Consider the following 21781-nt stretch of genomic DNA (forward strand, 5'->3'; position numbering starts at 1 on the left):
TCTTCCACGGGGCACGCGGGCGTTTTCGGGGAGTCATCAGGTTCCGCGCTCGGTGAAATCGGGTAACTGTACGGTGTCGCCGAGCGCGGGACCATAGCCCGCGCGCCTGACGTCAACGTAGGCTGGCGTTGGTTCCAGCACATTCCGGAGGTAGCCGTGAAGAAATCAGTCGAGAAGAGCCTGAACAGTACGGAAGCGATCGCCCGCGATGTTGTGCGGGACATCGAGCAGAACGTGGCCGCCGGCATCGAGACCGCCAAGGACTGGGCGCAGCCTCGGGTCGACGCAGCCGTCCAGTGGGCCGTCCCCCGGATCCAGGAGGGTCTTGACTCCGCGTCGCCGAAGATCCAGGAGGGCCTGAAGTCGGCGGCCCACAACCTCGCCGAAGGGGTCGCGACCGTCACCCCGAGGATCCAGGAAGGCCTGTCCCAGCTCGCCCCCCGCATCACCGATGCGGTGGACAGTGCAGCTCCCCGCCTCCATGGCGCCGTCGATAAAGCCGCGCCCGCCATCAAGGACGCCGCGGACCAGTACCTGCCCAAGATCTCGGAGGGCATCGCGCACGCCGCCGAATCGGTGAACCGAGGGCTCGCCGTCGCGCCGTCCCGCGTCGACGCCGTTGCCCAGCGCCTCGCCGAGTCCGGCGTCGTGCGGCAGGCGGACGCCGCCGCGAAGGAGGCGGTCGTCGCCGCACAGAAGGCCGCGCACCGGGCGTCGGAGCAGCTCGTCCAGCCCAAGAAGAAGAAGGGCCGGGGCCTGCTCGTCTTCGGGGTCGTCGCAGCCGCAGTGGCCGCGGGCGTCGCGGCGTGGAAGGCGGCCAAGCCGGTCGAGGACCCGTGGAAGACCCCGGTTCCGGTCCAGCCCGCGGGGGGCGCGGCGTCGTCCGCGAGCACCTCCTCGGCGAGCACTCCCGCGCCGGTCCCGGCCAGCGGCACCTCCACCGGCGCTGGCACCTCCACCGGCGCTGGCACCTCGACGGGCGCCGTGGGGGCCACGGCTGTCGCCGGTGCCGGCACTCCGACCGAGACGATCCCCGCCTCGGAGGCGTCGCTGACTGAGAATGCCCCGCTGTCCGAGACGGTCGCCGCCCAGGAGGCCGCCGACACCAGCGCGTCCACGGCGGCGGAAGCGGAGGCCGAGGCAGCGTTCGACGCCGGCCAGGCCGCGGTGCTCGAGGAGGCGCCGGAGCAGGCTGCCGACTCCGAGCGGGCCGATGCCGAGACCGCTGCTGCGGACACCGGCTCCGACTCCCTCGGCGAGGGCAAGCACATCGCCGAGGACCCGTCCTCCGCCATGCGCTCGGTCCATGAGGCCTCCCAGCGTGAAAACGGCAAGGGCGAAAGCGGCAAGGACGGCTCCGCGTCCTGACCCGGCAGATACGCTCCCCTGGGAGCGGCCGCCATCGTCCAGAGCGGGCCCCGTCATTTTGACGGGGCCCGCTCCACTGCCCGGCTGCTTTGCTAGATTTGTGGATGATGCCTCCCCAACCCGCCGCCTCCCCGACGACGACCCCCGCACCGCCGAGCGTGTCGATCGTCATCCCGGCGTACAACGAGGAGAGCGTGATCCGGCAGTGCGTCACGGCCGCGATCTACCAGTCGGTCCCGGCGCACGAGATCATCGTCGTGGACAACCTGTCCAAGGACACGACGGCGCAGATCGTCCGCCGGCTCGCGCAGGAGTACCCGGAGTCGCCCATCCGCCTCCTGACGCAGGACAGGGAACAGGGCCTCATCCCGACCCGGAACTTCGGCCTCGACCACGCGACCGGGGACGTCCTGGGACGGATCGACGCCGATTCCCTCCTCGAGCCCGACTGGGTCGAGGAGGTCCAGCGGGCCTTCATGGACCCGGAGGTCCAGGCCGCGACCGGTCCGGTGATCTACTACGACATGCCGATGCGCCGCTTCGGTCTCAAGGCCGACGACAAGGTCCGCCAACTCCTGCTCAAGCTCTCGCGCCACGAGTACCACTTCCTCTTCGGCTCCAACATGGCGATCCGCCGTACGGCGTGGGAGACCATCCGCGGCTCGACGTGCCGCGACGAGAAGGATGAGATGCACGAGGACATCGACCTGTCCCTGCATCTGGCCGAGCACGGCTTGAAGATCCAGTACTGGCCCGAGATGGTCTCGGGCATGTCCGCGCGGCGGCTCGAGGACTCGCCCAAGGACTACCGCTACTACGTCCAGCGCTTCGACCGCACCTACAAGGCGCACAACATCAAGAAGATCGCCCTCCGGGCCCCGATGGCCGTGATCTTCTCGGTGTACTATCCCGCCAAGCTGCTCCGCGCGATTCACTCGGCCAACCAGCCTCCGGTCAAGCGGGGCGGCATCTAGCCCCGAGGACGGCGCAGGGAGGCAGCGATGGCGGCCGGGCAGCAGAGCGAGGCGGAGCACCACGCGCTCGCGCTGTGGGCCGCCGACTGCGCCGAGCGCGTGCTGCCGCTCTTCGAGCGGGAGAGGCACGACGACGACCGGCCGCGCCGCGCGGTCGAGGCAGCCCGCGCGTGGCTCAGGGGGGAGATCGAGGTCTTCCAGGCGCGCGCCGCCGCCATGGCCGCGCACGACGCCGCGCAGGCGGCCCAGTCGGCCGCAGCCCGTTCCGCGGCCCGGGCAGCCGAGCATGCCGCCGCGACGGCCCACGTCGCGAGCCACGCGAAGAAGGCGGCCTCCTACGCCGACCGGGCCGAGCGGGAGGGCGCCGCCTGACCGCAGACACCCACGCCGGTTGAGCGAAGTCGAAACCCACGCCGGCTGACCGCAGTCGAAACCCACGCCGGCTGACCGCAAATCCCACGCCGGTTGAGCGCAGTCGAAACCCACGCCGGCTGACCGCAAATCCCACGCCGGTTGAGCGCAGTCGAAACCCACGCCGCCTCAGTCTGCGCCGAGCTCCGCCTGCGCACGGGCCTCGCGTCGCGTGCGGCGCTGCCCGAGCACCACGACCGCGAGTCCGGCGAGGATGAGCCCGAGGCCGGCGTAGATCCCGGCGGGGAGCACCTCGCCGAGGAACGCGGCGGCGAGCAGGGCCGCCCCGGGGATCTCGAGCAGGATGAACATCGACACCACCAGGGGGCTCAGCGTCGCCACGAGGTAGTTGAACGCCGTGTGGCCCACGAGCTGCGCCGCGACGGTGATCGCGAGGATCCCCGCCCAGCCCGCAGGATCGAATCCCGTAAGCCGCTGCCCGGTGGCCAGCGCCATGATGGCGACGAGGGCGGCGCAGATCCCGTAGCACAGGGCTGTGTAGGTCCCCGTGCCCATCGTCTGGCGGGCCTTGCCGCCGGCCATCGTGTAGAGGCCGGCGAGGATTCCGCCGGCGAGGGCGAGGATGTCGCCGAGGAGCGCCTGCGGGGAAGAGCCGAGGTCCAGGCCCGTGATCGCGACCACGCCCGCGAACGCGAGCCCGAGTCCCACGAGCACGGGCACGGGAAGCCGGCGGCCGCGCAGGAGCCCGAACACGGCGATCCAGCCGGACTGGAGGCACACGAGCGCAGTCGACGCCGCGACGGAGGTGAGGGTGAGGGAGCCGATGAAGCACACGAAGTGGAACGCGAGCGCAACCCCGGCCATCGCCGACCAGAGATACTCGCGTCTCCCGAGCCGCCCGAACTGCCGCGGGCTCCGCACGGCGACCGGCGCCGCCATGACGACCGCGGCGATCGCGTTGCGCCAGAACGCGATCGCGAGGGCGGTCACGGATGTCCCGGCGAGCGTCGCCGCGATGAGCGGACCGGACGCGGAGACTCCCAGGACGCCGAGCACGACGACAAGGGGGATCACCCGCCCACTCTAGTACCGCCGTCGTGCGCCGGCGCCGCCGCCGTGCGCCAGTGCGGCCGTGCGCGGCCGTGCGCCAGTACCGCCGCAGGCCTCGGCTGTGGTTCTCTGGTGCCGTGGGCTCCATGGGTTCCTCCCGGCTGAAGGCGCGGCGCGGACGCGTCGGGCTCCTCGCGGTGCTCGCGCTCCTGCTCGCCACGGTGCTGGTCGTCGGGTGGCTCGTCACGGGCCGTGCCTCGTCGGCGCCCTACGCGGGGCCGGCCCTGTACCCGGCACCGCAGCACATCTCAGGCGACGGCGCCGCGCTGGACTTCTCCGGGAAGGTCACCCTCGTCATCGACGAGAGCACGGACGGAGCGGCGCGGTCGGCCCTCGACACGCTCGTGAGGGAGGTCGCCCGGGAGGTTGTCACGACGTCATCCGCGCCACAGGGCGACGCGTCCGCGGCGGGCACGGTCGTGTACCTCGGCACCCAGCACAGCGGCGGCGGTCCGCTCGAGGATGCTCTCCGGGGGGTGCGGTCCGCGGCCGACGACGGCAGCCGCACGGCCGCGCTGGGCCGTCCGGAGGGGTATGTGCTCGCCACCGGGACCGTCTCGGGTCGGCCAACGGCGGTTCTGGCCGGCGCCGACCCCCGGGGCACCTTCTACGCCGTCCAGTCGCTGCGCCGCCTCCTCGACGGCGGGCGGCTCGCCGCGGTGAGCGTCGCCGACTGGCCGCTCCTGGGGACGCGTGGGGTGATCGAAGGCTTCTACGGCTTCCCCTGGTCCACCGAGGCCCGCTCGGCGGTGCTCGACGCGATGGCGCGGTCGAAGATGAACACGTTCGTCTACTCGCCCAAGGACGACCCATACCTGCGCGCCCGCTGGCGCGACCCGTACCCGGACGACGCCATCGGGGAGATCCGCGACCTCGTCGCGGCTGGCCAGCGCAACCACATCGACGTGGCCTATGCCCTCTCCCCGGGCCTCGACATCTGCTATTCCCGCGCCTCGGACCTGGACACCGCGGCCGCCAAGATCGCGTCAGTCCACGCCCTCGGGATCCGCCAGTTCGTGATTCCGTTGGATGACATCGGCGGCGGCCTGACGTGCCCAGAGGACCGCAGCCGGTTCACGGCAGGCGGCTCGGCCGGGCTCGCACAGGCCCAGGCCTGGTTCCTCAACCGCCTGCGCGACCGGCTCGAGACCGACCTCCCCGACCTCGCCCCGCTCCAGATGGTGCCGACCGAGTACAGCGGGGCAGAGACGAGCCGGTACAAGTCGCGGCTCGGCCGGGACCTCGACGCACGCATCGTCGTGCAGTGGACGGGCGAGGAGATCGTCTCGCACAGGATCACCTCGGCTTCGGCCGGCGCGGCGCGCAGTACCTATGGCGCGCCCGGGAAGCCCCGGAGCATCCTGGTGTGGGACAACTTCCCGGTCAACGACTTCGCCCAGGACCGCCTGTTCCTGAGCGCCGTCGAGGAGCGGGACGGCGACCTCTACAAGAGCCTCGTGGGCATGGTCTCGAACCCGATGATCCAGCCGTACGCGTCCCTGCCGGGCATCGCGACGTACGCGGACATGACCTGGAATGGACCGGCCTATGACCCGGGCGCCTCCCTCGACGCCGCCCTTGCCGACCTCGCAGGCGGGGACGCAGACGCCCTCGCGGCCCTCCGCGCCTTCACCGACCTGAACCAGAACTGGCAGCTCGACTACCACCCGCACCCCGCACCCGCGCTGTCCCAGGACGTGGACGCGTTCTGGTCGGCCTACCGCTCCGGGCGCACGACGCCGGCCGGGCTGGCCGAGCGCGCGCGCCTCCTCGAGCGCGTGCCCGAGCTCCTGACGCACCTCCGCCAGCCCGGGTACGCCACCGATGTGGCGGCCTGGTCCGCCGCCGCGGCGCACTACGGGACGGCGCTCGCCAGCGCGGTGCGCATGCTGGGGGCGGTGCACGACGGCGACGCTGACGCCGCCGACGCCGCCCGGTCCGCCACGCTCGCGGCGCGGGACGCCGCCGTCGTGCGGGCCCAGCCGACCCTGGACCGCGGCACCGTCGTGGCGGTGACGGGGGACGGCGTCGTCCAGCAGTTCCTCGACGAGGCGCTCAAGGAGTACGCGAACGCGTTCGGCGGGTGAGCCCTTTTTCATCGGCCTCGGGAGCGGCGCGCGCCCTGAGATGCGGAAGGACCCGGCACCGTGGGTACCGGGTCCTTCCCGTATGGGTGGAGGCAAGGGGACTCGAACCCCTAACCCCCTGCTTGCAAAGCAGGTGCGCTACCAATTGCGCCATGCCCCCGCTGCCCGCGGACGGTGCTACTCGACCGTGTCGGTCGAACCGCTCCAGATATCCTTCTGGGCTTCGGACTCCTTCGCCTTCCGATACAGGAAAGCGCCCGCAAGAGCGGCGATCACGAGTGCGATCATTCTCTTCACGGGCACCTCCGATGCCGGTAAGCAGGGTCCGTGGGCGTACCAGGACTTGAACCTGGGACCTCTTCGTTATCAGCGAAGCGCTCTAACCGCCTGAGCTATACGCCCCTGTGGCCCTCGGGCCGAGACATGACTCTACAGCACATCCCAGCCCGCGGCCAAATCGCCGTCGCCGCCGGCGCGAGCGGGTCTCAGTCGTCGGTGAGGGTCACGCCGATGCCGCCCACGAGCGTCGCCGAGATGTTGTACAGAACGGCCGTGAGCATTGCGAGCGCGGTGAGGAGCACGACGTTCACCACGGCGATGATGGTCGCGAACGAGGCCACCTGCCCGAGGGAAGCGACCTTCTTGAGGTCGAACCCGCCGCTCTCCGCGCCGGCGACCTCGCCGAGCAGTCCGTTGATCTTGTCGAAGATCCCGGTGACGTCGAGGATCGTCCACAGGACGATCGAGGCGACGACGGTGACGATGCCGAGCGCGACCGAGAGCAGGAAGGCCATCTTGAGCACCGACCACGTGTCGACCTTGCTCACGATCAGCCGGGCACGCCGCTGCTTCGCCTTGGGCGCGGGACGGACGAGCGTGGGCTGGCCCGGGCGCTGGTTCGGGCGCGGGCCCGTGGGACGCTGCTGGGCGGCGGTCGCCGTGAGCGGCCGCTCGGCCGGACGCTGGGGGGCGTTCGACGGCGGCACCGAGGGCCGCTGGGGCGGGCGCGACGGGGGTGCCGCCTGCGGGTAGCCGCCGCTGGACGACGGCGCGTTCTCGGGCGTGCTCACTCGTTACCTCCCGGATTCTGGTCCTGGTCTCCAGCCAACGTTACGGCATCCGCCTGCCCCGGGGCATCGCCGGACTGCCTGCTGGACTCCTCGGCGGGTGCCTCTGCGGACTCCTCGCCGGCCTGGCCGTCAGCGGCTTCCTCGCCCGGCTCCTCGCCGAGGGCTCGTTCGCTGTTCCTGGCCACCGCGATGATGCGGTCGCCCTTGTCCGGCTTGGCGAAGATGACGCCCATCGTGTCGCGCCCCTTGGCGGGGACGCCGGTGACGGCGGAGCGGACCACCTTGCCGCCCTCCATGACCACGAGCGCCTCGTCCTCCTCCTGGACGATGAGGGCTCCGACGAGGTGCCCGCGCTCCTCCTGGTACTTGCCGACCTTGATGCCCAGGCCGCCGCGGCCCTGCACCCGGTACTCCTCGACGGAGGTGCGCTTGGCGTAGCCGCCCTCGGTCACGATGAAGACGAAGGACCCCTCGGTCACGACGTCGGCGGTGAGGAGTTCGTCGTCGTCGCGGAACTTCATGCCGGTCACGCCGCTCGTCGCACGGCCCATGGGGCGGAGCGCGTCGTCGTCGGCGGTGAACCGCAGGGACTGGCCGTGCCGGGACACGAGCATGAGGTCGTCCGTCTCGCTCACGAGCTGGGCGGAGACCACCTCGTCGCCGTCGCGCAGGTTGATCGCGATGACGCCGGCGGAGCGGTTCGTGTCGTAGTCCTCGAGGCGGGTCTTCTTCACGAGGCCGCCCTTGGTCGCCAGGACCAGGTAGGGGGCCTGCTGGTAGTCGCGCAGGTCCAGGACCTGGGCGATCCGCTCATCGGGCTGGAACGCGAGCAGGTTCGCCACGTGCTGGCCCTTCGCGTCGCGCCCGCCCTCGGCGAGCTCGTACGCCTTGGCCCTGTACACGCGCCCGAGGTTCGTGAAGAAGAGCAGCCAGTGGTGCGTGGTCGTGACGAAGAAGTGCTCGACGACATCGTCCCCGCGCAGCTGCGCGCCGCGCACGCCCTTGCCGCCGCGGATCTGCTGGCGGTACTGGTCGCTGCGGGTGCGCTTGACGTAGCCGCCGCGGGTGATGGTGACGACCATCTCCTCCTCGGGGATGAGGTCCTCGACGCTCATGTCCCCGTCGAATCCGGCCACGATGCGGGTGCGGCGGTCGTCGCCGTACTTCTCGACGATCCCGGTGAGCTCCTCCGAGATGATCTGCCGCTGGCGCGTCGGGTCCGCGAGGATCGCGTTGTACTCGGCGATGAGGGCCTCGAGCTCGTTGTGCTCGTCGACGATCTTCTGCCGCTCGAGGGCCGCGAGCCGGCGCAGCTGCATGTCGAGGATGGCCTGCGCCTGGATGTCGTCGATCTCGAGGAGGGACTTGAGGCCCTCGCGGGCCTCGTCCACGGTCGGGGACCGGCGGATGAGGGCAATGACCTCGTCGAGCATGTCGAGGGCCTTCAGGAGGGCACGCAGGATGTGCATGCGCTCCTCGGCCTTGCGCAGCCGGAACCGGGTGCGCCGGACGATCACGTCGATCTGGTGGGTGACCCAGTGCCGCACGAAGGCGTCGAGCGAGAGGGTGCGGGGCACCCCGTCGACGATCGCGAGCATGTTCGCGGCGAAGTTGTCCTGAAGCTGGGTGTGCTTGTACAGGTTGTTGAGCACGACCTTGGCCACGGCGTCGCGCTTGAGCACGATCACGAGGCGCTGGCCGGTCCGGCCCGAGGTCTCGTCGCGGAGGTCGGCGATGCCGCCGATCTTGCCGTCCTTGACGAGCTCGGCGATCTTCATCGCGAGGTTGTCCGGGTTCGCCATGTACGGCAGCTCGGTGACCACGAGGCACGTGCGGCCCTGGATCTCCTCGACATTGACCACGGCCCGCATGGTGATGGAGCCGCGGCCTGTGCGGTACGCCTCCTCGATGCCCCTGCGGCCCAGGATCGTCGCGCCGGTGGGGAAGTCGGGGCCCTTGACGCGCACCAGAAGGGCCTCGAGGAGCTCCTCCCGGGTGGCCTCGGGGTTCTCGAGGTACCACTGGACGCCGTCGGCCACCTCGCGCAGGTTGTGCGGCGGGATGTTGGTGGCCATGCCGACCGCGATGCCGGAGGAGCCGTTGACGAGCAGGTTCGGGAACCGCGCCGGCAGGACCGTGGGCTCCTGGTTCTTGCCGTCGTAGTTGTCCTGGAAGTCGACGGTCTCCTCGTCGATGTCCCGGACCATCTCCATGGCCAGCGGGGCCATCTTGGTCTCGGTGTAGCGGGGGGCTGCGGCGCCGTCGTTGCCGGGGGAGCCGAAGTTCCCCTGGCCAAGGGCCAGCGGGTACCGCATGACCCAGTCCTGGATGAGGCGGACGAGGGCGTCGTAGATCGCCATGTCGCCGTGCGGGTGGTACGTGCCCATGACGTCGCCGACCACGCGCGCGCACTTGTTGAACGCGCGGTCCGGGCGGTAGCCGCCGTCGAACATCGCGTACAGGACGCGGCGGTGCACGGGCTTGAGCCCGTCGCGGACGTCCGGCAGGGCGCGGCCCACGATGACGGCCATCGCGTAGTCCAGGTAGGACCGCTGCATCTCGGTCTGCAGGTCGACCTGCTCGACACGGTCCAGCAGGACGCCCTCGACGGGGGAGCCGCCGACCTCGGTGCCGTCGCCGGAGCCGGGGTTCTCGGGAGTCTCGTCGCTCACAGATTCTCTCCTCTAGTTGCTCTCGGGACGGCTCAGATGTCCAGGAAGCGGACGTCCTTGGCGTTCTGCTGGATGAAGTGGCGGCGGGACTCGACGTCGTCGCCCATGAGGACGGTGAAGGTCTGGTCCGCGGCCGCCGCGTCCTCCATGGTCACCTGCAGCAGGGTGCGCCGGTCGGGGTCCATGGTCGTGTCCCACAGCTCGGTGTAGTCCATCTCGCCGAGGCCCTTGTACCGCTGGATGCCATTCTCCTTCGGCAGCCGCTGCCCGTTGGCGAGGCCGGTGCGGATGGCCTCGTCGCGCTCACGGTCGCTGAACACGTAGTCGTGGGCGTGGTTCGACCACTTGATGCGGTACAGCGGCGGCTGGGCCAGGTACACATAGCCGTTCTCGATCAGCGGGCGCATGTACCGGAACAGGAGGGTCAGCAGCAGCGTGGTGATGTGCTGGCCGTCCACGTCGGCATCCGCCATGAGGACGATCTTGTGGTACCGCAGCTTGGAGATCTCGAAGTCCTCGCCGATCCCGGTGCCGAACGCCGTGATCATCGACTGGACCTCGGCGTTGCCCAGGGCCTTGTCGAGGCGCGCGCGCTCGACGTTGAGGATCTTGCCGCGCAGCGGAAGGATCGCCTGGGTCTCGGGGTTGCGTCCGCGCTTCGCCGAGCCGCCGGCCGAGTCGCCCTCCACGAGGTAGACCTCGCAGCGCGAGGGGTCCTTGCTCGAGCAGTCGGAGAGCTTGCCGGGCATGCCGAAGGACTCGAGCGGGCTCTTGCGACGGGCGTTGTCGCGGGCCTTCCGAGCCGCCATGCGGGCCTGTGAGGCCTGGATCGCCTTGCGGATCACCTCGCGCGCGGGATTCGGGTTGCGCTCGAGCCAGTCCCCGAGCTGGTCGGTGACGACCCGCTGGACGAAGCCCTTCGCCTCGGAGTTGCCGAGCTTGGTCTTCGTCTGGCCCTCGAACTGCGGCTCGGCGAGCTTGATGCTCACGACGGCGGTGAGGCCCTCGCGGATGTCGTCGCCGGTGAGGTTGTCGTCCTTCTCCTTGATGATGCCCTTCTCGCGCGCGTAGCGGTTCACGAGCGAGGTCAGCGCGGCGCGGAAGCCCTCCTCGTGGGTGCCGCCCTCGTGGGTGTTGATGGTGTTCGCGTAGGTGTGGACGGACTCGGCGTAGGCCGTGGTCCACTGCATCGCGACCTCGAGGGCCATCTTGCGCTCGTGGTCGGTGCTCTCGAAGGCGATGACCTCGTCGTGGATCACCTCGATCTTCTTCGAGGAGTTGAGGTGCTTGACGTAGTCCAGCAGGCCCTCGTCGTACTTGTAGTCGACGACGCGGCGCGTCGGAGTGGAGGCGGACTCCTCGGCGGGCACCGTGGCGTCGGCGTCCTCGCCGGCGACCTCGCTCTCCTCCTCCTCGCCGCGGCGCTCGTCGGTGAGGGTGATGCGCAGGCCCCTGTTGAGGAAGGCCATCTGCTGGAAGCGGGCGCGGAGGGTCTCGAAGTCGAACTCGGTGCTCTCGAAGATCGTCGGGTCTGGGTAGAAGGTCTGGATCGTCCCGGTGGCGTCCGTCGCCTCGCCCTCTTCGAGGCCTCCCACGGGGTGGCCGCCGTCGCGGAAGGACATGCGCCACACGCGGCCCTGGCGGCACACCTCGGTGTCCACCCGGCTCGAGAGCGCATTCACGACCGAGATGCCGACGCCGTGCAGACCGCCCGAGACCGCGTACCCGCCGCCGCCGAACTTGCCGCCGGCGTGGAGGATCGTCATGACGACCTCGACCGTGGGCTTGCCCTCGGTGGGGTGGATGTCCACCGGGATGCCGCGGCCGTTGTCCTCGACGCGCACGCCGCCGTCATCCTGCAGGGTCACCTGGATGTGGTCGCAGTATCCGGCCAGCGCCTCGTCGACCGAGTTGTCGACCACCTCGTACACCAGATGGTGGAGGCCGCGCGGGCCGGTGGAGCCGATGTACATGCCAGGGCGTTTGCGGACAGCTTCGAGGCCCTCGAGCACCGTGATGCTGCTGGCACCGTACTCCTTGGCGTCCCTCCGGTCTCCGCTGGGAACGCCCTGCTGATCGCTGGACGGGTTCACTGCACTCTCGTCAGCCACAGGCGGTCTCGACCCCTCTTCAGTTCGGCAGGCATAACGTGTCAATTCTACCGGTTCGCGCGCGCGGGAACGGACAACACGGCCGCGGATGCCGCTCAGCGGGCCAGAAAGGCCGCAAAGCGACTCCCGACGAGCCTCGATCAAGGGGGAGTGTGGGTCCCGGGCTTCTGAGCGGCCTGCGCGCCGTCCACGGGATCGCCCCTCCTCCCGTCTGGGGGTCACCTCCTTGGGGGTCACCTCCTGGGGGTCACCTCCTGGGGGTCACCTCCTGGGGGTCACACGCAGCGGGTCACGGGCACGGCTCACCCGTAGGTGTCCCGCGGGCCCCGGCCGCGCACATGGCGCGGACCCTTGCGCCAACTCGGCGCGGCGGGCCCGAGGATCTGCAGCCGGGTCACGACGCCGTCGCCCAGCTCCCGCCGGAAGCGGTCCAGGAGCGCCGTGCTCAACAGGCGCAGCTGCGTGGCCCACGCCGTCGAATCGCAGCGGACCTGCAGGACGGTGCCCTCGAAGGTTTCCGGGGTGCAGTGCGCGGCGACCTCCGGCCCGACCAGCTCGCGCCAGCGGGACATGACGGACCCGACCGCGACCGGCGAGGACCAGCCGCGCTCCGCGACCATCCGGTTCACCACGCTGCCGAGCCCGAGCGGGTCCCGCCCGCTGTAGCCCTCGGGCGCGCGCTGCCGGGACTTCTTCGGGGCCGGTGCGCCGGGCCCCGGCACGAGAGGGCCGGTCGCGCGGACCCGGACCTCCCCCCGGGCCTCCGCGGCGCTGCGGACCCGGTTGAGCGCGGCGCGCGCGGCGTCGACACCCTCCGCGGCACGCTCGGGATTCTCCTTCGCGGGCTGGCCGACGGGATCCTTCCCGCCACGCGGAGCCTCATCCACGGTCGGACTCCGGCAGAGGGGCGTCGGCGTCGTCGACGCCCCCGGGCACCACGCGCACCCGGCGCCCGCCCAGCTCGGGCGGGATGTCGGCGTCGACCGCGGCGGTGACGAGCACCTGCTCCGCCTTCGCGACGATCGCGGCGAGGCGGGCACGGCGGGTGGCGTCCAGCTCGGCGAAGACGTCGTCGAGGATGAGGATGGGCTCGTCGCCGGCCACGGAAGAGTCGTCGAGCATGACGTAGTAGGACGCGAGCCGCAGCGCGAGCGCGAACGACCACGTCTCCCCGTGCGAGGCGAAGCCCTTCGCCGGAGCGTCGCCGAGCAGCAGCTCGAGGTCGTCGCGGTGCGGGCCCACGAGCGTCAGCCCGCGCTCGAGCTCCCGCGGTCGTGCTTCGGCGAGTGCGGCCAGGAACCGTTCGCCGATCTCCGCCACGCCGAGCCCCGCGAGTCCGCGGCCGCCGCCCAGAGGCGAGCCAGCGTCGTCGTCCGCTGTGCCGTCCGCAGGTTCCCGGCCCGCCGCCGCGTCCCCGCGCACGACGCCGTCCGCCTCCTCGGGCGCGCCGGCCGCCTCGGAGTCGTCGTCAGGCACCGCGCCCTCGATGCTTGACCTGTACACGGCCCGGGCAACCTTCGACCCGTCGGTGAGCTGCGCGTAGGCGGCGTCGAGGTGCGGACCGAGGCGGTCGACGAGCGTCAGGCGCGCCGCGAGCAGCCGGGCGCCGGCCTGCGCGAGGTGCGTGTCCCACACGTCGAGGGTGGACTCCACGGTGGCGCCGCCCGAGGAGTCCCGGGAATCGGGGCCGGAGGACCGGCGGGAGAACCGCGAGGCCCGGGCGCTCTTGAGCAGCGCGTTGCGCTGCTTGAGGACGCGGTCGTAGTCGGCGCGGGTGCCGGCGAGGTGGGGGAGCAGCACCGTCAGGAGCTCGTCGAGGAACTTCCGGCGCGCTGACGGGTCGCCCTTCACGAGGGCGAGGTCCTCGGGGGCGAAGAGGACGGTGCGGGCGATGCCCAGCAGGTCGCGGGCGCGCAGGGGGCTGCCGCGGTTGATGCGGCCACGGTTCGCGCGTCCCGGGTTGATCTCGAGCTCGAGCGTGGATCGCTGCGCGCCGCGCACGAATCCCGCGCGCACGAGGGCACGGTCGGCGCCGAAGCGCACGAGGGGGGCGTCAGAGCTCACGCGGTGGGAGCCCAGGGTGGAGAGCATCCCGAGGGCTTCGACGATGTTGGTCTTCCCGACCCCGTTCTGGCCCACCAGGACGGTCACACCGGGGGAGAGCTCGAGGTCCGCCTGGGTGTAGGAGCGGAAGTCGGTCAGGGAGAGGCGTTCGACGTACACCGGGGCGCGGGGCTCCGCTCTACTTGGCCGGGCGCGTGGCGTGCCCGCCGAACTGGTGCCGCAGCGCCGAGACCATCTTCATCGCCGGGGAGGAGTCCGTGCGGGACTCGAACCGGGCGAACAGCGCGGCCGTGATCGCCGGGGCGGGAATGGCGTTGGCGATGGCCTCCTCGACGGTCCAGCGGCCCTCGCCGGAGTCCTCGACGTAGTCGTCGATGTTGACCAGCCCGGGGTCCTCCTCGAGGGCCTTGACCACGAGGTCCAGGAGCCAGGAGCGGACCACGGTGCCCTTCTGCCACGCGCGGAACGTGCCGGGGAGGTCGGTGATGATGTCCTTCGAGGCGAGGAGCTGGTACCCCTCGGCGTAGGACTGCATGAGGCCGTACTCGATCCCGTTGTGGACCATCTTGGCGTAGTGGCCCGCGCCGATGCCGCCGACATGGACGAAGCTGTCGGCACGCTCGCCCTCGGGACGAAGCGCATCGAAGAGCGGCATCGCGCGCTCGATGTCCTCCGGGGCGCCGCCGGCCATGAGCCCATAGCCGTTCTCGAGCCCCCAGACCCCGCCGGAGACGCCGCAGTCGGCGAACCGGATGCCCTTGGACGCGAGGAGCTCGCCGTGGCGCTGGTCCTCGGTGAACCGCGAGTTGCCGCCGTCGATCACGAGGTCGCCGGGCGCCAGCTTTTCCGAGAGCTCGGTGATGACCGCGTCCGTGACCTGGCCGGCCGGCACCATGACCCAGATCGTCCGCGGCGCCGGGACGCTGGCGAGGAGCTCGTCGACGGAGGCGACGTCGGTGACGTCCGGGTTGCGGTCGTAGCCGGTGACGTCGATCCCACCGCGGCGTAGCCGCTCGCGCATATTGAAGCCCATCTTCCCCAGGCCGATGAGTCCGATGTGCATGGTCGGTGTCCCTTCGTTGAGCAGAGCGGGCTGGTGGCTGGGGGCGGCGGCGGTGGGCCGGGCCTCAGTTGGGCAGGCGGACGGGCATCACGAGGTAGCGGTAGTCGTCCTCGTCCTCACCCTCGAGCTCGCGCTGAGCGGTGATCATGGCCGGCTTCGGCGCGCTCGTGAACGAGAAGCGCACGAAGGGCGTCTCGATGACGCTGAGGCCCTCGATGAGGTAGTGCGGGTTGAACGCGACCGTGATCTCTTCGCCGGTCAGCTGCGCTTCGAGTTCCTCGGACGCCTGGGCGTCCTCGCCGGTCCCTGCGTCGAGGGTGACGAGGCCGTCGGTGAAGGCGAGCCGGACAGGTGTGTTGCGCTCGGCAACGAGCGAGACGCGACGCACGGCCTCCACGAGCTCCTGGGTGGATACCACTGCGTGGATCGGGGTGGAGTCGGGGAAGAGCGAACGGATCTTGGGGTAGTCGCCGTCGACCAGGAGCGACGTCGTGGTGCGGCCGCCGCTCTCGAAGCCGACGAGACGGGACTCGTCGTCGGCGAGGGCCAGGTTCAGCTCGCCTGACCCGCCGAGGGTCTTGGCGACCTCGTTGAGGGTCTTGGCCTTGACCAGCGCAGAGGTCGAGGTGCCGGGGTTGGCAGGCTGCCACGGCACTTCGCGCATGGCCAGGCGGTACCGGTCGGTGGCCAGCAGGGTGATGAGCTCGCCCTCGATCTCCATCCGCACGCCGGTCAGGATCGGGAGCGTGTCGTCCTTGCTGGCCGCGATGATGACCTGCGAGACACCCTTGGCGAACGTGTCGCCCGAGACCGTGCCGAGCATGTCGGGCACGGCAGGCAGGGACGGATACTCGCCCTCGGGCATCGTGGCGAGGTGGAACGAGCTGCGCCGGCACGTCAGCGTGACCTTCGTCCCGTCGGTCTCGACGTCGACCGGGGCGGCGGGGAGGCTTCGGCAGATGTCGGCGAGGAGCCGCCCGGAGACCAGGATCGTCCCTTCCTCCCGGATCTCGGCTGGGATCTCCAGGCGGGCGGAGGTCTCGTAGTCGAAGCTGCTCAGGCTCACGACGCCGTCGTGCGCCTTGAGGAGAAGGCCTGCAAGGACGGGAACGGGCGGGCGTGGCGAAAGCGAGCGGGCAGCCCAGCTCACGGCCTCGGTGAGGACATCCCGTTCGACTCGGAACTTCACGGAGGTCTTCCGCCTTTCGTCGCTGTCTCGTCATGGCCGCTGAGGCGCAGGTTCAGGGCAGCGGGCCGCGAATGACACGAAAGGTGCGGACTCGGCGCGCTGACCACAGCTTAGCCCCATGACTGGAGCCGCGTTCAAGCGGGAGCGGGAAGGGGGATTGCTGCGTGGGGGTCGGCGGGACGCGGCACGGGGTTGCTGTTATTCAGGGATCTTCAGATTCTTGGGATTCGTGGTGTTAATAACTGCTGTGGAAACTGTGGAAAACCGCTTCTGGCCGCGGACTGGTGCGGATCCGGGGTGTTCACGGGATGTTGATCGGCTGCGCATGCAGCTGGGGGAGGCTGTGGACGCCATGATTCTTGTCATTCGTGCCTTCCACAGGTCCAGGAGGGGTTTTAAGCCCATGCCCTGCCGATGTGCACTTAAGTATCCACAGGGTTGTCCACAGCACCCTGTTAATAAGGTGCGCGAATGACACGAATCTTTGTGATTCCCCTCCGCCGTGTGGAGGACTAGAGCCCGCGCTGGGCCTGCTTGATCTTGTTGGTCAGCTCCGTGACCTGGTTGTAGATCGCCCGCCGCTCCGCCATCAGCTCCCGGATCTTCCGGTCGGCGTGGATCACCGTGGTGTGGTCCCGTCCGCCGAGCACCTGGCCGATCTTGGGCAGGGACATGTCGGTCAGCTCCCGGCACAGGTACATCGCGATCTGGCGCGCGGTGACGAGCGTGCGGGTGCGGGACTTGCTGTTCAGCTCCTCGACCGAGAGCTTGAAGTACGCCGCGGTCTCGGTGAGGATCTGCTCCGCGGTGATCTCGAGGGCCGAGTCGTCCGTGATGAGGTCCTTGAGCACCATCTCCGCGAGGGCCACATCGACGGGCTGCTTGTTGAGGCTCGCGAACGCCGTCACGCGGATGAGCGCGCCCTCGAGTTCACGGATGTTCGCCGAGATGCGCGAGGCGATGTACTCGAGTGCGTCGTCGGGCGCCGAGAGGCCGTCGTTGTTCGCCTTCTTGCGGAGGATCGCGATGCGCGTCTCGAGCTCGGGCGGCTGGATGTCCGTTAGGAGCCCCCACTCGAAGCGGGACTTCATGCGGTCCTCGAAGCCGTGCAGCATCTTCGGCGGCTGGTCCGAGGTGATGACGACCTGCTTGTTGCTGTTGTGCAGGGCGTTGAACGTGTGGAAGAACTCCTCCTGCGTGGCGTTGCGTCCGGCCAGGAACTGGATGTCGTCGATGAGGAGCAGGTCCACGTTGCGGTACGTGGTCTTGAAGCTCGTGCCCTCGTCGTCGCGGATGGAGTTGATGAAGTCGTTCGTGAACTCCTCGGAGTTCACGTACCGGACGCGGATGCCGTTGTAGAGCCGCCGGGCATAGTGCCCGATCGCGTGCAGGAGGTGGGTCTTCCCCAGACCCGAGTCGCCGTAGATGAACAGCGGGTTGTACGCCTTCGCGGGAGCCTCTGCCACGGCCACTGCAGCAGCGTGGGCAAACCGGTTCGAGGCGCCGATCACGAACGTGTCGAACACATACTTGGGGTTGAGGCGGCTGACCTCCTGGGAGGTAGTCGGCGGAGTCGGCGCCGGCCGGAGGTCCTCGCGGATCTCGGGCCGCTTGACTGCCTCGAACGTCTCCTCGCGGACCGGGATCATGTCGGTGTCGACGTCGATCGCGCAGCGGATGTCCTCGGAGAAGACCGAGCGGAGCGCGTCGTCGAGCGCGGATTTGATCTGGCCCTGGAGCACTTCTCGTGTGAGCTCGTTCGGGACGGCTACGAGCAGCGTCGAACCGATGAGGCCCTGGGCCTGGGCCAGAGACACGAAGCCGCGCTGGCGCGGCGAGACCCGGTCGTCCTCCTCGAGGAGACGCACGACACGGCGCCACGAACTGCCAAGCGTGTTGGCCTCGTTGGCTTCCTCAGGTCCCATGGACTCCTCTAACTCCTGCCGGCAGGGCGGCGTGTGACGTGATGTGACCGACGATGGCGTCCCCTCGGCATGGGGTCGCGGTCCAGTTCCCCCGGCCAGCTCCATCCACAGGGATACCCACAGGCGTGGAAGAGGGCACTGGGACAGCCTAGATGATCGGGCAACCCGGACGATAGCTGGGTTCAGGGGGCCTATGAATTACACTGGTGAAGTTCGCCGCCTGCCCCGCGGGAGGACGCTGTCCACAGGGCTGTGAGTGCCGTTGGACACAGGCTGGGGAAAGAACGCCGGCGGTCTCGCGGCGCGGCTCGCGCGCACCCGAATTGACGCCGCGCGCCGTCGTGCCCTAACGTCGTTAAGTCCTTTGTGTCTGCCTACTGTCCTGTCGCATGCCCTCGGACGCCGCCACGACGCCAACCCTGAACGGGAAGGCTGGTGGCCGGCGGACGGCATGAGGCGCGGCGGGGCGGCAGGCCCCCCATACGCAGCGTCCGCCAGTTCATTCCCGTTCTGCAGGCGCCCTGGATCCACTGGAGTGAGACCGTGAGCAAGCGGACTTTTCAGCCGAATAACCGCCGTCGTGCCAAGAAGCACGGCTTCCGCCTTCGTATGCGCACTCGCGCCGGCCGCGCCATCCTGGCGGCCCGCCGTTCCAAGGGCCGCGCTGACCTCTCGGCCTGAGTCCTGACTCGGCCCGCCCGGACAGCAGGCACGCGCTGAGGTCGTGAGACGATGCTCGCCGCGACCCACCGCCTGCGCACCGGCACCGACTTCACGCACACCGTACGTTCCGGCGTCCGACAAGGGCGCCGGAACGTCGTGCTGTATGCGGCCGGTACAGGCACCGACGCGAGCCGCTTCGGATTCATCGTCTCCAAGGCCGTAGGGAACGCTGTCACCCGGAACCTCGTTAAGAGGAGGCTGAGGGAGGCGGCTGCCGCGACCCTCAGGCGCCACCCCACCGGCATCGACGTCGTCGTACGCGCCCTTCCGGCTTCAGCCCAGTCCACCTGGGCCGAGCTCACGAAGGACTACGAGTCCGCGCTCGGCGCTGCCCTGCGAAGGCTGGGGCCCGGTGCCATCGTCGAGGGACGCGGAGAGGAGACGAACCGGCATGACAGCGGCCGCTGAGAGCCAGGGATCGCCGCGGCGGGCCGGCCTGCCACGGTGGGCCCGCGCCGTCGTGCGTGCGGTCTGGACCTTCCCGCGGCGGGTCCTGATCCTGCTGCTCATGGCCTACCGGGCCGTGATCTCCCCCCTCTACGGACAGGTGTGCCGGTTCTTCCCGACCTGCTCCGCCTACGCGCTCGAAGCGGTCACGGTTCACGGCGCTGTGCGAGGATCGTACTTGGCGGTGCGGCGGCTGCTCCGCTGCCACCCGTGGAACGCGGGCGGGATCGACAACGTGCCGGAAGGCCACACGCACTGGCCGGACGATCGCGTCCCCCGGATCGTGGTGCTGAACCACCCCGATCGCTACTGGAAAGACTGACGATGACGACACGAGGAAATAACTGATGGACATCTTGGGCGCAATCATGGAGCCCTTCCGGTGGCTGGTCTCCTTTGTCATGGTGGCCTTCCACGAGGGGCTGACGTTCATCGGCCTGCCCGCCGCGTCCGGCTGGACCTGGACGTTCTCGATCATCGGCCTCGTGATCGTCATCCGCGCCGCCCTCATCCCCGTCTTCGTCAAGCAGATCAAGGCCCAGCGCGGCATGCAGCTGCTGCAGCCTGACCTGCAGAAGCTGCAGGCGAAATACAAGGGGAAGACCGACCAGCTGTCCCGCCAGGCCATGGCGCAGGAGCAGATGGCGCTCTACAAGAAGCACGGCACGAACCCCTTCTCGGCCTGCCTCCCCATGCTCATCCAGATGCCGTTCTTCTTCGCGCTGTTCCAGGTGCTCTCCGGCATCTCGAACGCCAACAAGAGCGCCACCGGCATCGGCGCCATGACGCACGACCAGGTCGTCCAGTTCGAGCAGGGCTCGATCTTCGGCGCGCCGCTCTCGGCGTCCCTCCTGCACGGCGGCGGCGGCAACGCGGTTTCGGTGGCCGTCCTCTCGATCCTCATGATCGTCGCGATGACCGCCTCGCAGTTCATCACGCAGAAGCAGATCATGGCCAAGAACATGTCCGAGGCGGCCATGGCCAGCCCGTTCATGCGCCAGCAGAAGATCCTGCTCTACATCCTCCCTCTCGTCTTCGGCATCGGCGGCATCAACTTCCCGATCGGCGTCCTCATCTATTGGACGATCTCCAACCTCTGGACCATGGGACAGCAGTTCTACGTCATCCGCCGTATGCCCGCTCCCGGCTCTCCCGCAGCGAAGGCCCTCAACGAGCGCCGCGCCGCCAAGGGGCTGGCCCCCATCGACGTCACCACGGGCAAGACCATGAAGCCCGAGGACATGCCCCCGCCGCCGGAGCCCAAGGCCCAGCGCCAGCAGCCGGTGCGGAAGAACAGGAAGAAGAAGCCATGACGTCAGAGAGCACTGCCGTGAACCTGCCCGAAGGCGACGACGCCGACGACACCGCCGCAATGACCCCGCTCAGCCGCCTCGAGGAAGAGGGCGACGTCGCCGCCGACTACCTCGAGGAGCTCCTCGACATCGCGGACATCGACGGGGACATTGACATCGAGGTCCGCAACGGGCGCTCCTACCTCTCCGTGGTGGGCGACGACGACGCCGAGGGCCTCGACATCCTCGTGGGCCAGGACGGCGAAGTCCTCGAAGCGCTCCAGGAGCTCACCAGGCTCTCCGTCCTCTCGGCGACGGGCAACCGTTCGCGCCTCGTGCTCGACATCAACGGGTACCGCGGCGAGCGGGGCGTGCGCCTCCAGGAGATCGCGGAGAAGGCCGTCGCACGGGTCAAGGCCGGTGAGTCCACCGTGCACCTCGACCCCATGAGCTCCTACGAGCGCAAGATCGTGCACGACGCCATCGCCGAGCTCGGATTCACCAGTGAGTCCGAGGGTGAGGGCGCCGGCCGGCACATCGTCGTCTCGGCCGACTGAGCTGATGGCGGATCATGCTGAGGCGGCCGACGCCGCCGTGGGGACCGCCCCCGAGCTTGCCGGCACCGAGCTCGAGGCTGCGACGAAGGTCTTCGGTGACCGGCTCCCGCTCGCGCGCCGCTACGTGGAGCACCTCGCGACCTCCGGCCTCGAGCGCGGCCTGATCGGGCCGCGGGAGGTTCCGCGCCTCTGGAGCCGGCACGTGCTGAACTGCGCCGTCATCGAGTCCGAGTTCCCGGTCGGTGCCGCGGTCGCTGATGTCGGCAGCGGCGCCGGCCTGCCGGGCCTATGCCTCGCGATCGCCCGCCCCGACCTGCAGCTGACGCTCATCGAACCGCTCGAGCGCCGCGTCACGTGGCTCGAGGAGGTCATTGACGATCTCGGCCTGGAGAACGTCTCCGTGCTCCGTGCGCGCGCAGAGCAGGCTGTCGGTGAGGTCGACGCCGAGTTCGTCACCGCACGCGCGGTGTCTGCGCTCTCCACCCTGATTCCGATGACGCTTCCGCTGCTTGCCGGCTCCGGAGTGCTCGTGGCGATCAAGGGCCGGAGTGCGTCAGAAGAGGTGGAGAAGGCGGCCAAGGCCATCAAGAAGTACAAGGGCCATTCACCGGTGGTCCGCACAGTCGGGGAGGATCTCCTGGACGAACCGACGACCATTGTGCGCATCACCGTCGGACAGCCCTGACCTGCCTCTGCTGGCGGCTCCAGCCGCTAGTCTAGAAGGAGGCAAACGACGCAAGGTGAGAGTGAGTACCCA

At 69.7% G+C, this 21781-nt stretch carries 20 protein-coding genes and 2 tRNA genes; 10 read left to right on the forward strand and 12 right to left on the reverse strand.

Translation table 11 applies throughout. The annotated features are described in order from the left end of the window. Positions 1-156: 156 nt before the first annotated feature. The 3 genes from ABD298_RS12895 (at position 157) to ABD298_RS12905 (ending at position 2714) form a co-directional block, all read left to right on the forward strand. A complete protein-coding gene (locus ABD298_RS12895) occupies positions 157-1368 on the forward strand; it encodes a hypothetical protein (protein ID WP_344300117.1) in 1212 nt (403 codons plus the stop codon). A gap of 107 nt (positions 1369-1475) precedes the next feature. Continuing rightward, entirely contained in the window at positions 1476-2342 is an 867-nt protein-coding gene (locus ABD298_RS12900; protein ID WP_344300118.1) for a glycosyltransferase family 2 protein, read from the forward strand. A gap of 27 nt (positions 2343-2369) precedes the next feature. Continuing rightward, positions 2370-2714, forward strand: a complete 345-nt coding sequence (locus ABD298_RS12905) for a putative immunity protein (RefSeq protein ID WP_344300119.1) — start codon at positions 2370-2372, stop codon at positions 2712-2714. Between the two features lie 168 nt (positions 2715-2882). Here ABD298_RS12905 and ABD298_RS12910 read toward each other — a convergent pair whose 3' ends face one another. Then, positions 2883-3788, reverse strand: a complete 906-nt coding sequence (locus ABD298_RS12910) for a DMT family transporter (protein ID WP_344300120.1) — start codon at positions 3786-3788, stop codon at positions 2883-2885. Positions 3789-3910: 122 nt separating this feature from the next. On the opposite strand from ABD298_RS12910, the gene ABD298_RS12915 reads away from it, so the two are divergent. Further along, positions 3911-5911: a glycoside hydrolase family 84 protein gene (locus ABD298_RS12915; RefSeq protein ID WP_344300206.1), complete on the forward strand. Its 2001-nt coding sequence runs from the start codon at positions 3911-3913 to the stop codon at positions 5909-5911. Positions 5912-5998: 87 nt separating this feature from the next. On the opposite strand, the gene ABD298_RS12920 is transcribed toward ABD298_RS12915, so the two are convergent. The 11 genes from ABD298_RS12920 to dnaA form a co-directional block, all read right to left on the reverse strand. Then, a tRNA-Ala gene (locus ABD298_RS12920) sits at positions 5999-6071 on the reverse strand. Positions 6072-6088: 17 nt separating this feature from the next. Next, entirely contained in the window at positions 6089-6199 is a 111-nt protein-coding gene (locus tag ABD298_RS12925; protein WP_344300207.1) for a DLW-39 family protein, read from the reverse strand. Positions 6200-6239: 40 nt separating this feature from the next. Continuing rightward, positions 6240-6313, reverse strand: a tRNA-Ile gene (locus ABD298_RS12930). A gap of 83 nt (positions 6314-6396) precedes the next feature. Continuing rightward, entirely contained in the window at positions 6397-6981 is a 585-nt protein-coding gene (locus ABD298_RS12935) for a DUF3566 domain-containing protein (protein WP_344300121.1), read from the reverse strand. After that, positions 6978-9653 carry a DNA gyrase subunit A gene (gene gyrA / locus ABD298_RS12940; protein ID WP_344300122.1) on the reverse strand — a complete coding sequence of 892 codons (2676 nt, stop codon included), beginning with the start codon at positions 9651-9653 and terminating at the stop codon, positions 6978-6980. Before gyrA ends, ABD298_RS12935 begins: the two co-directional genes overlap by 4 nt. Before the next feature lie 32 nt (positions 9654-9685). Continuing rightward, positions 9686-11746, reverse strand: coding sequence for a DNA topoisomerase (ATP-hydrolyzing) subunit B (gene gyrB, locus ABD298_RS12945; protein ID WP_344300208.1), 2061 nt, complete (start codon positions 11744-11746; stop codon positions 9686-9688). Between the two features lie 320 nt (positions 11747-12066). Continuing rightward, complete coding sequence (locus ABD298_RS12950) at positions 12067-12651, reverse strand: DciA family protein (RefSeq protein ID WP_344300123.1); 585 nt, start codon at positions 12649-12651, stop codon at positions 12067-12069. Continuing rightward, positions 12644-13987 (reverse strand): DNA replication/repair protein RecF, encoded by a 1344-nt coding sequence (locus ABD298_RS12955; RefSeq protein WP_344300124.1) that lies wholly within the window; start codon positions 13985-13987, stop codon positions 12644-12646. The genes ABD298_RS12950 and ABD298_RS12955 overlap by 8 nt, the downstream gene beginning before the upstream one ends. A 19-nt stretch (positions 13988-14006) precedes the next feature. Continuing rightward, positions 14007-14891 carry a phosphogluconate dehydrogenase (NAD(+)-dependent, decarboxylating) gene (gene gnd / locus ABD298_RS12960; protein ID WP_344300125.1) on the reverse strand — a complete coding sequence of 295 codons (885 nt, stop codon included), beginning with the start codon at positions 14889-14891 and terminating at the stop codon, positions 14007-14009. Positions 14892-14955: 64 nt separating this feature from the next. Then, positions 14956-16080 carry a DNA polymerase III subunit beta gene (gene dnaN / locus ABD298_RS12965; RefSeq protein ID WP_344300126.1) on the reverse strand — a complete coding sequence of 375 codons (1125 nt, stop codon included), beginning with the start codon at positions 16078-16080 and terminating at the stop codon, positions 14956-14958. Positions 16081-16592: 512 nt separating this feature from the next. Beyond that, on the reverse strand, positions 16593-18005 hold the full coding sequence (gene dnaA / locus ABD298_RS12970) for a chromosomal replication initiator protein DnaA (RefSeq protein WP_344300127.1): 1413 nt from the start codon (positions 18003-18005) through the stop codon (positions 16593-16595). 543 nt (positions 18006-18548) lie between these two features. On the opposite strand from dnaA, the gene rpmH reads away from it, so the two are divergent. From rpmH to rsmG, 6 genes are read left to right on the forward strand one after another with little or no spacing between them, the layout of a single operon-like run. After that, the gene (rpmH, locus tag ABD298_RS12975) at positions 18549-18686 is read left to right on the forward strand and encodes a 50S ribosomal protein L34 (protein ID WP_208711009.1); all 138 of its coding nucleotides are present in this window, start codon (positions 18549-18551) and stop codon (positions 18684-18686) included. 51 nt (positions 18687-18737) lie between these two features. After that, complete coding sequence (gene rnpA / locus ABD298_RS12980; RefSeq protein ID WP_344300128.1) at positions 18738-19136, forward strand: ribonuclease P protein component; 399 nt, start codon at positions 18738-18740, stop codon at positions 19134-19136. After that, positions 19120-19497: a membrane protein insertion efficiency factor YidD gene (gene yidD, locus ABD298_RS12985; protein ID WP_344300130.1), complete on the forward strand. Its 378-nt coding sequence runs from the start codon at positions 19120-19122 to the stop codon at positions 19495-19497. Before rnpA ends, yidD begins: the two co-directional genes overlap by 17 nt. Before the next feature lie 25 nt (positions 19498-19522). Then, a complete protein-coding gene (yidC, locus tag ABD298_RS12990; RefSeq protein ID WP_208711006.1) occupies positions 19523-20488 on the forward strand; it encodes a membrane protein insertase YidC in 966 nt (321 codons plus the stop codon). Continuing rightward, complete coding sequence (locus tag ABD298_RS12995; RefSeq protein WP_344300131.1) at positions 20485-21024, forward strand: Jag family protein; 540 nt, start codon at positions 20485-20487, stop codon at positions 21022-21024. The genes yidC and ABD298_RS12995 overlap by 4 nt, the downstream gene beginning before the upstream one ends. A 4-nt stretch (positions 21025-21028) precedes the next feature. Beyond that, the gene (gene rsmG / locus ABD298_RS13000) at positions 21029-21709 is read left to right on the forward strand and encodes a 16S rRNA (guanine(527)-N(7))-methyltransferase RsmG (RefSeq protein WP_344300132.1); all 681 of its coding nucleotides are present in this window, start codon (positions 21029-21031) and stop codon (positions 21707-21709) included. The last annotated feature ends 72 nt before the right edge of the window (positions 21710-21781 follow it).

Origin of the sequence: Sinomonas flava, assembly GCF_039531875.1 — a bacterium.
Classification (GTDB): domain Bacteria; phylum Actinomycetota; class Actinomycetes; order Actinomycetales; family Micrococcaceae; genus Sinomonas; species Sinomonas flava.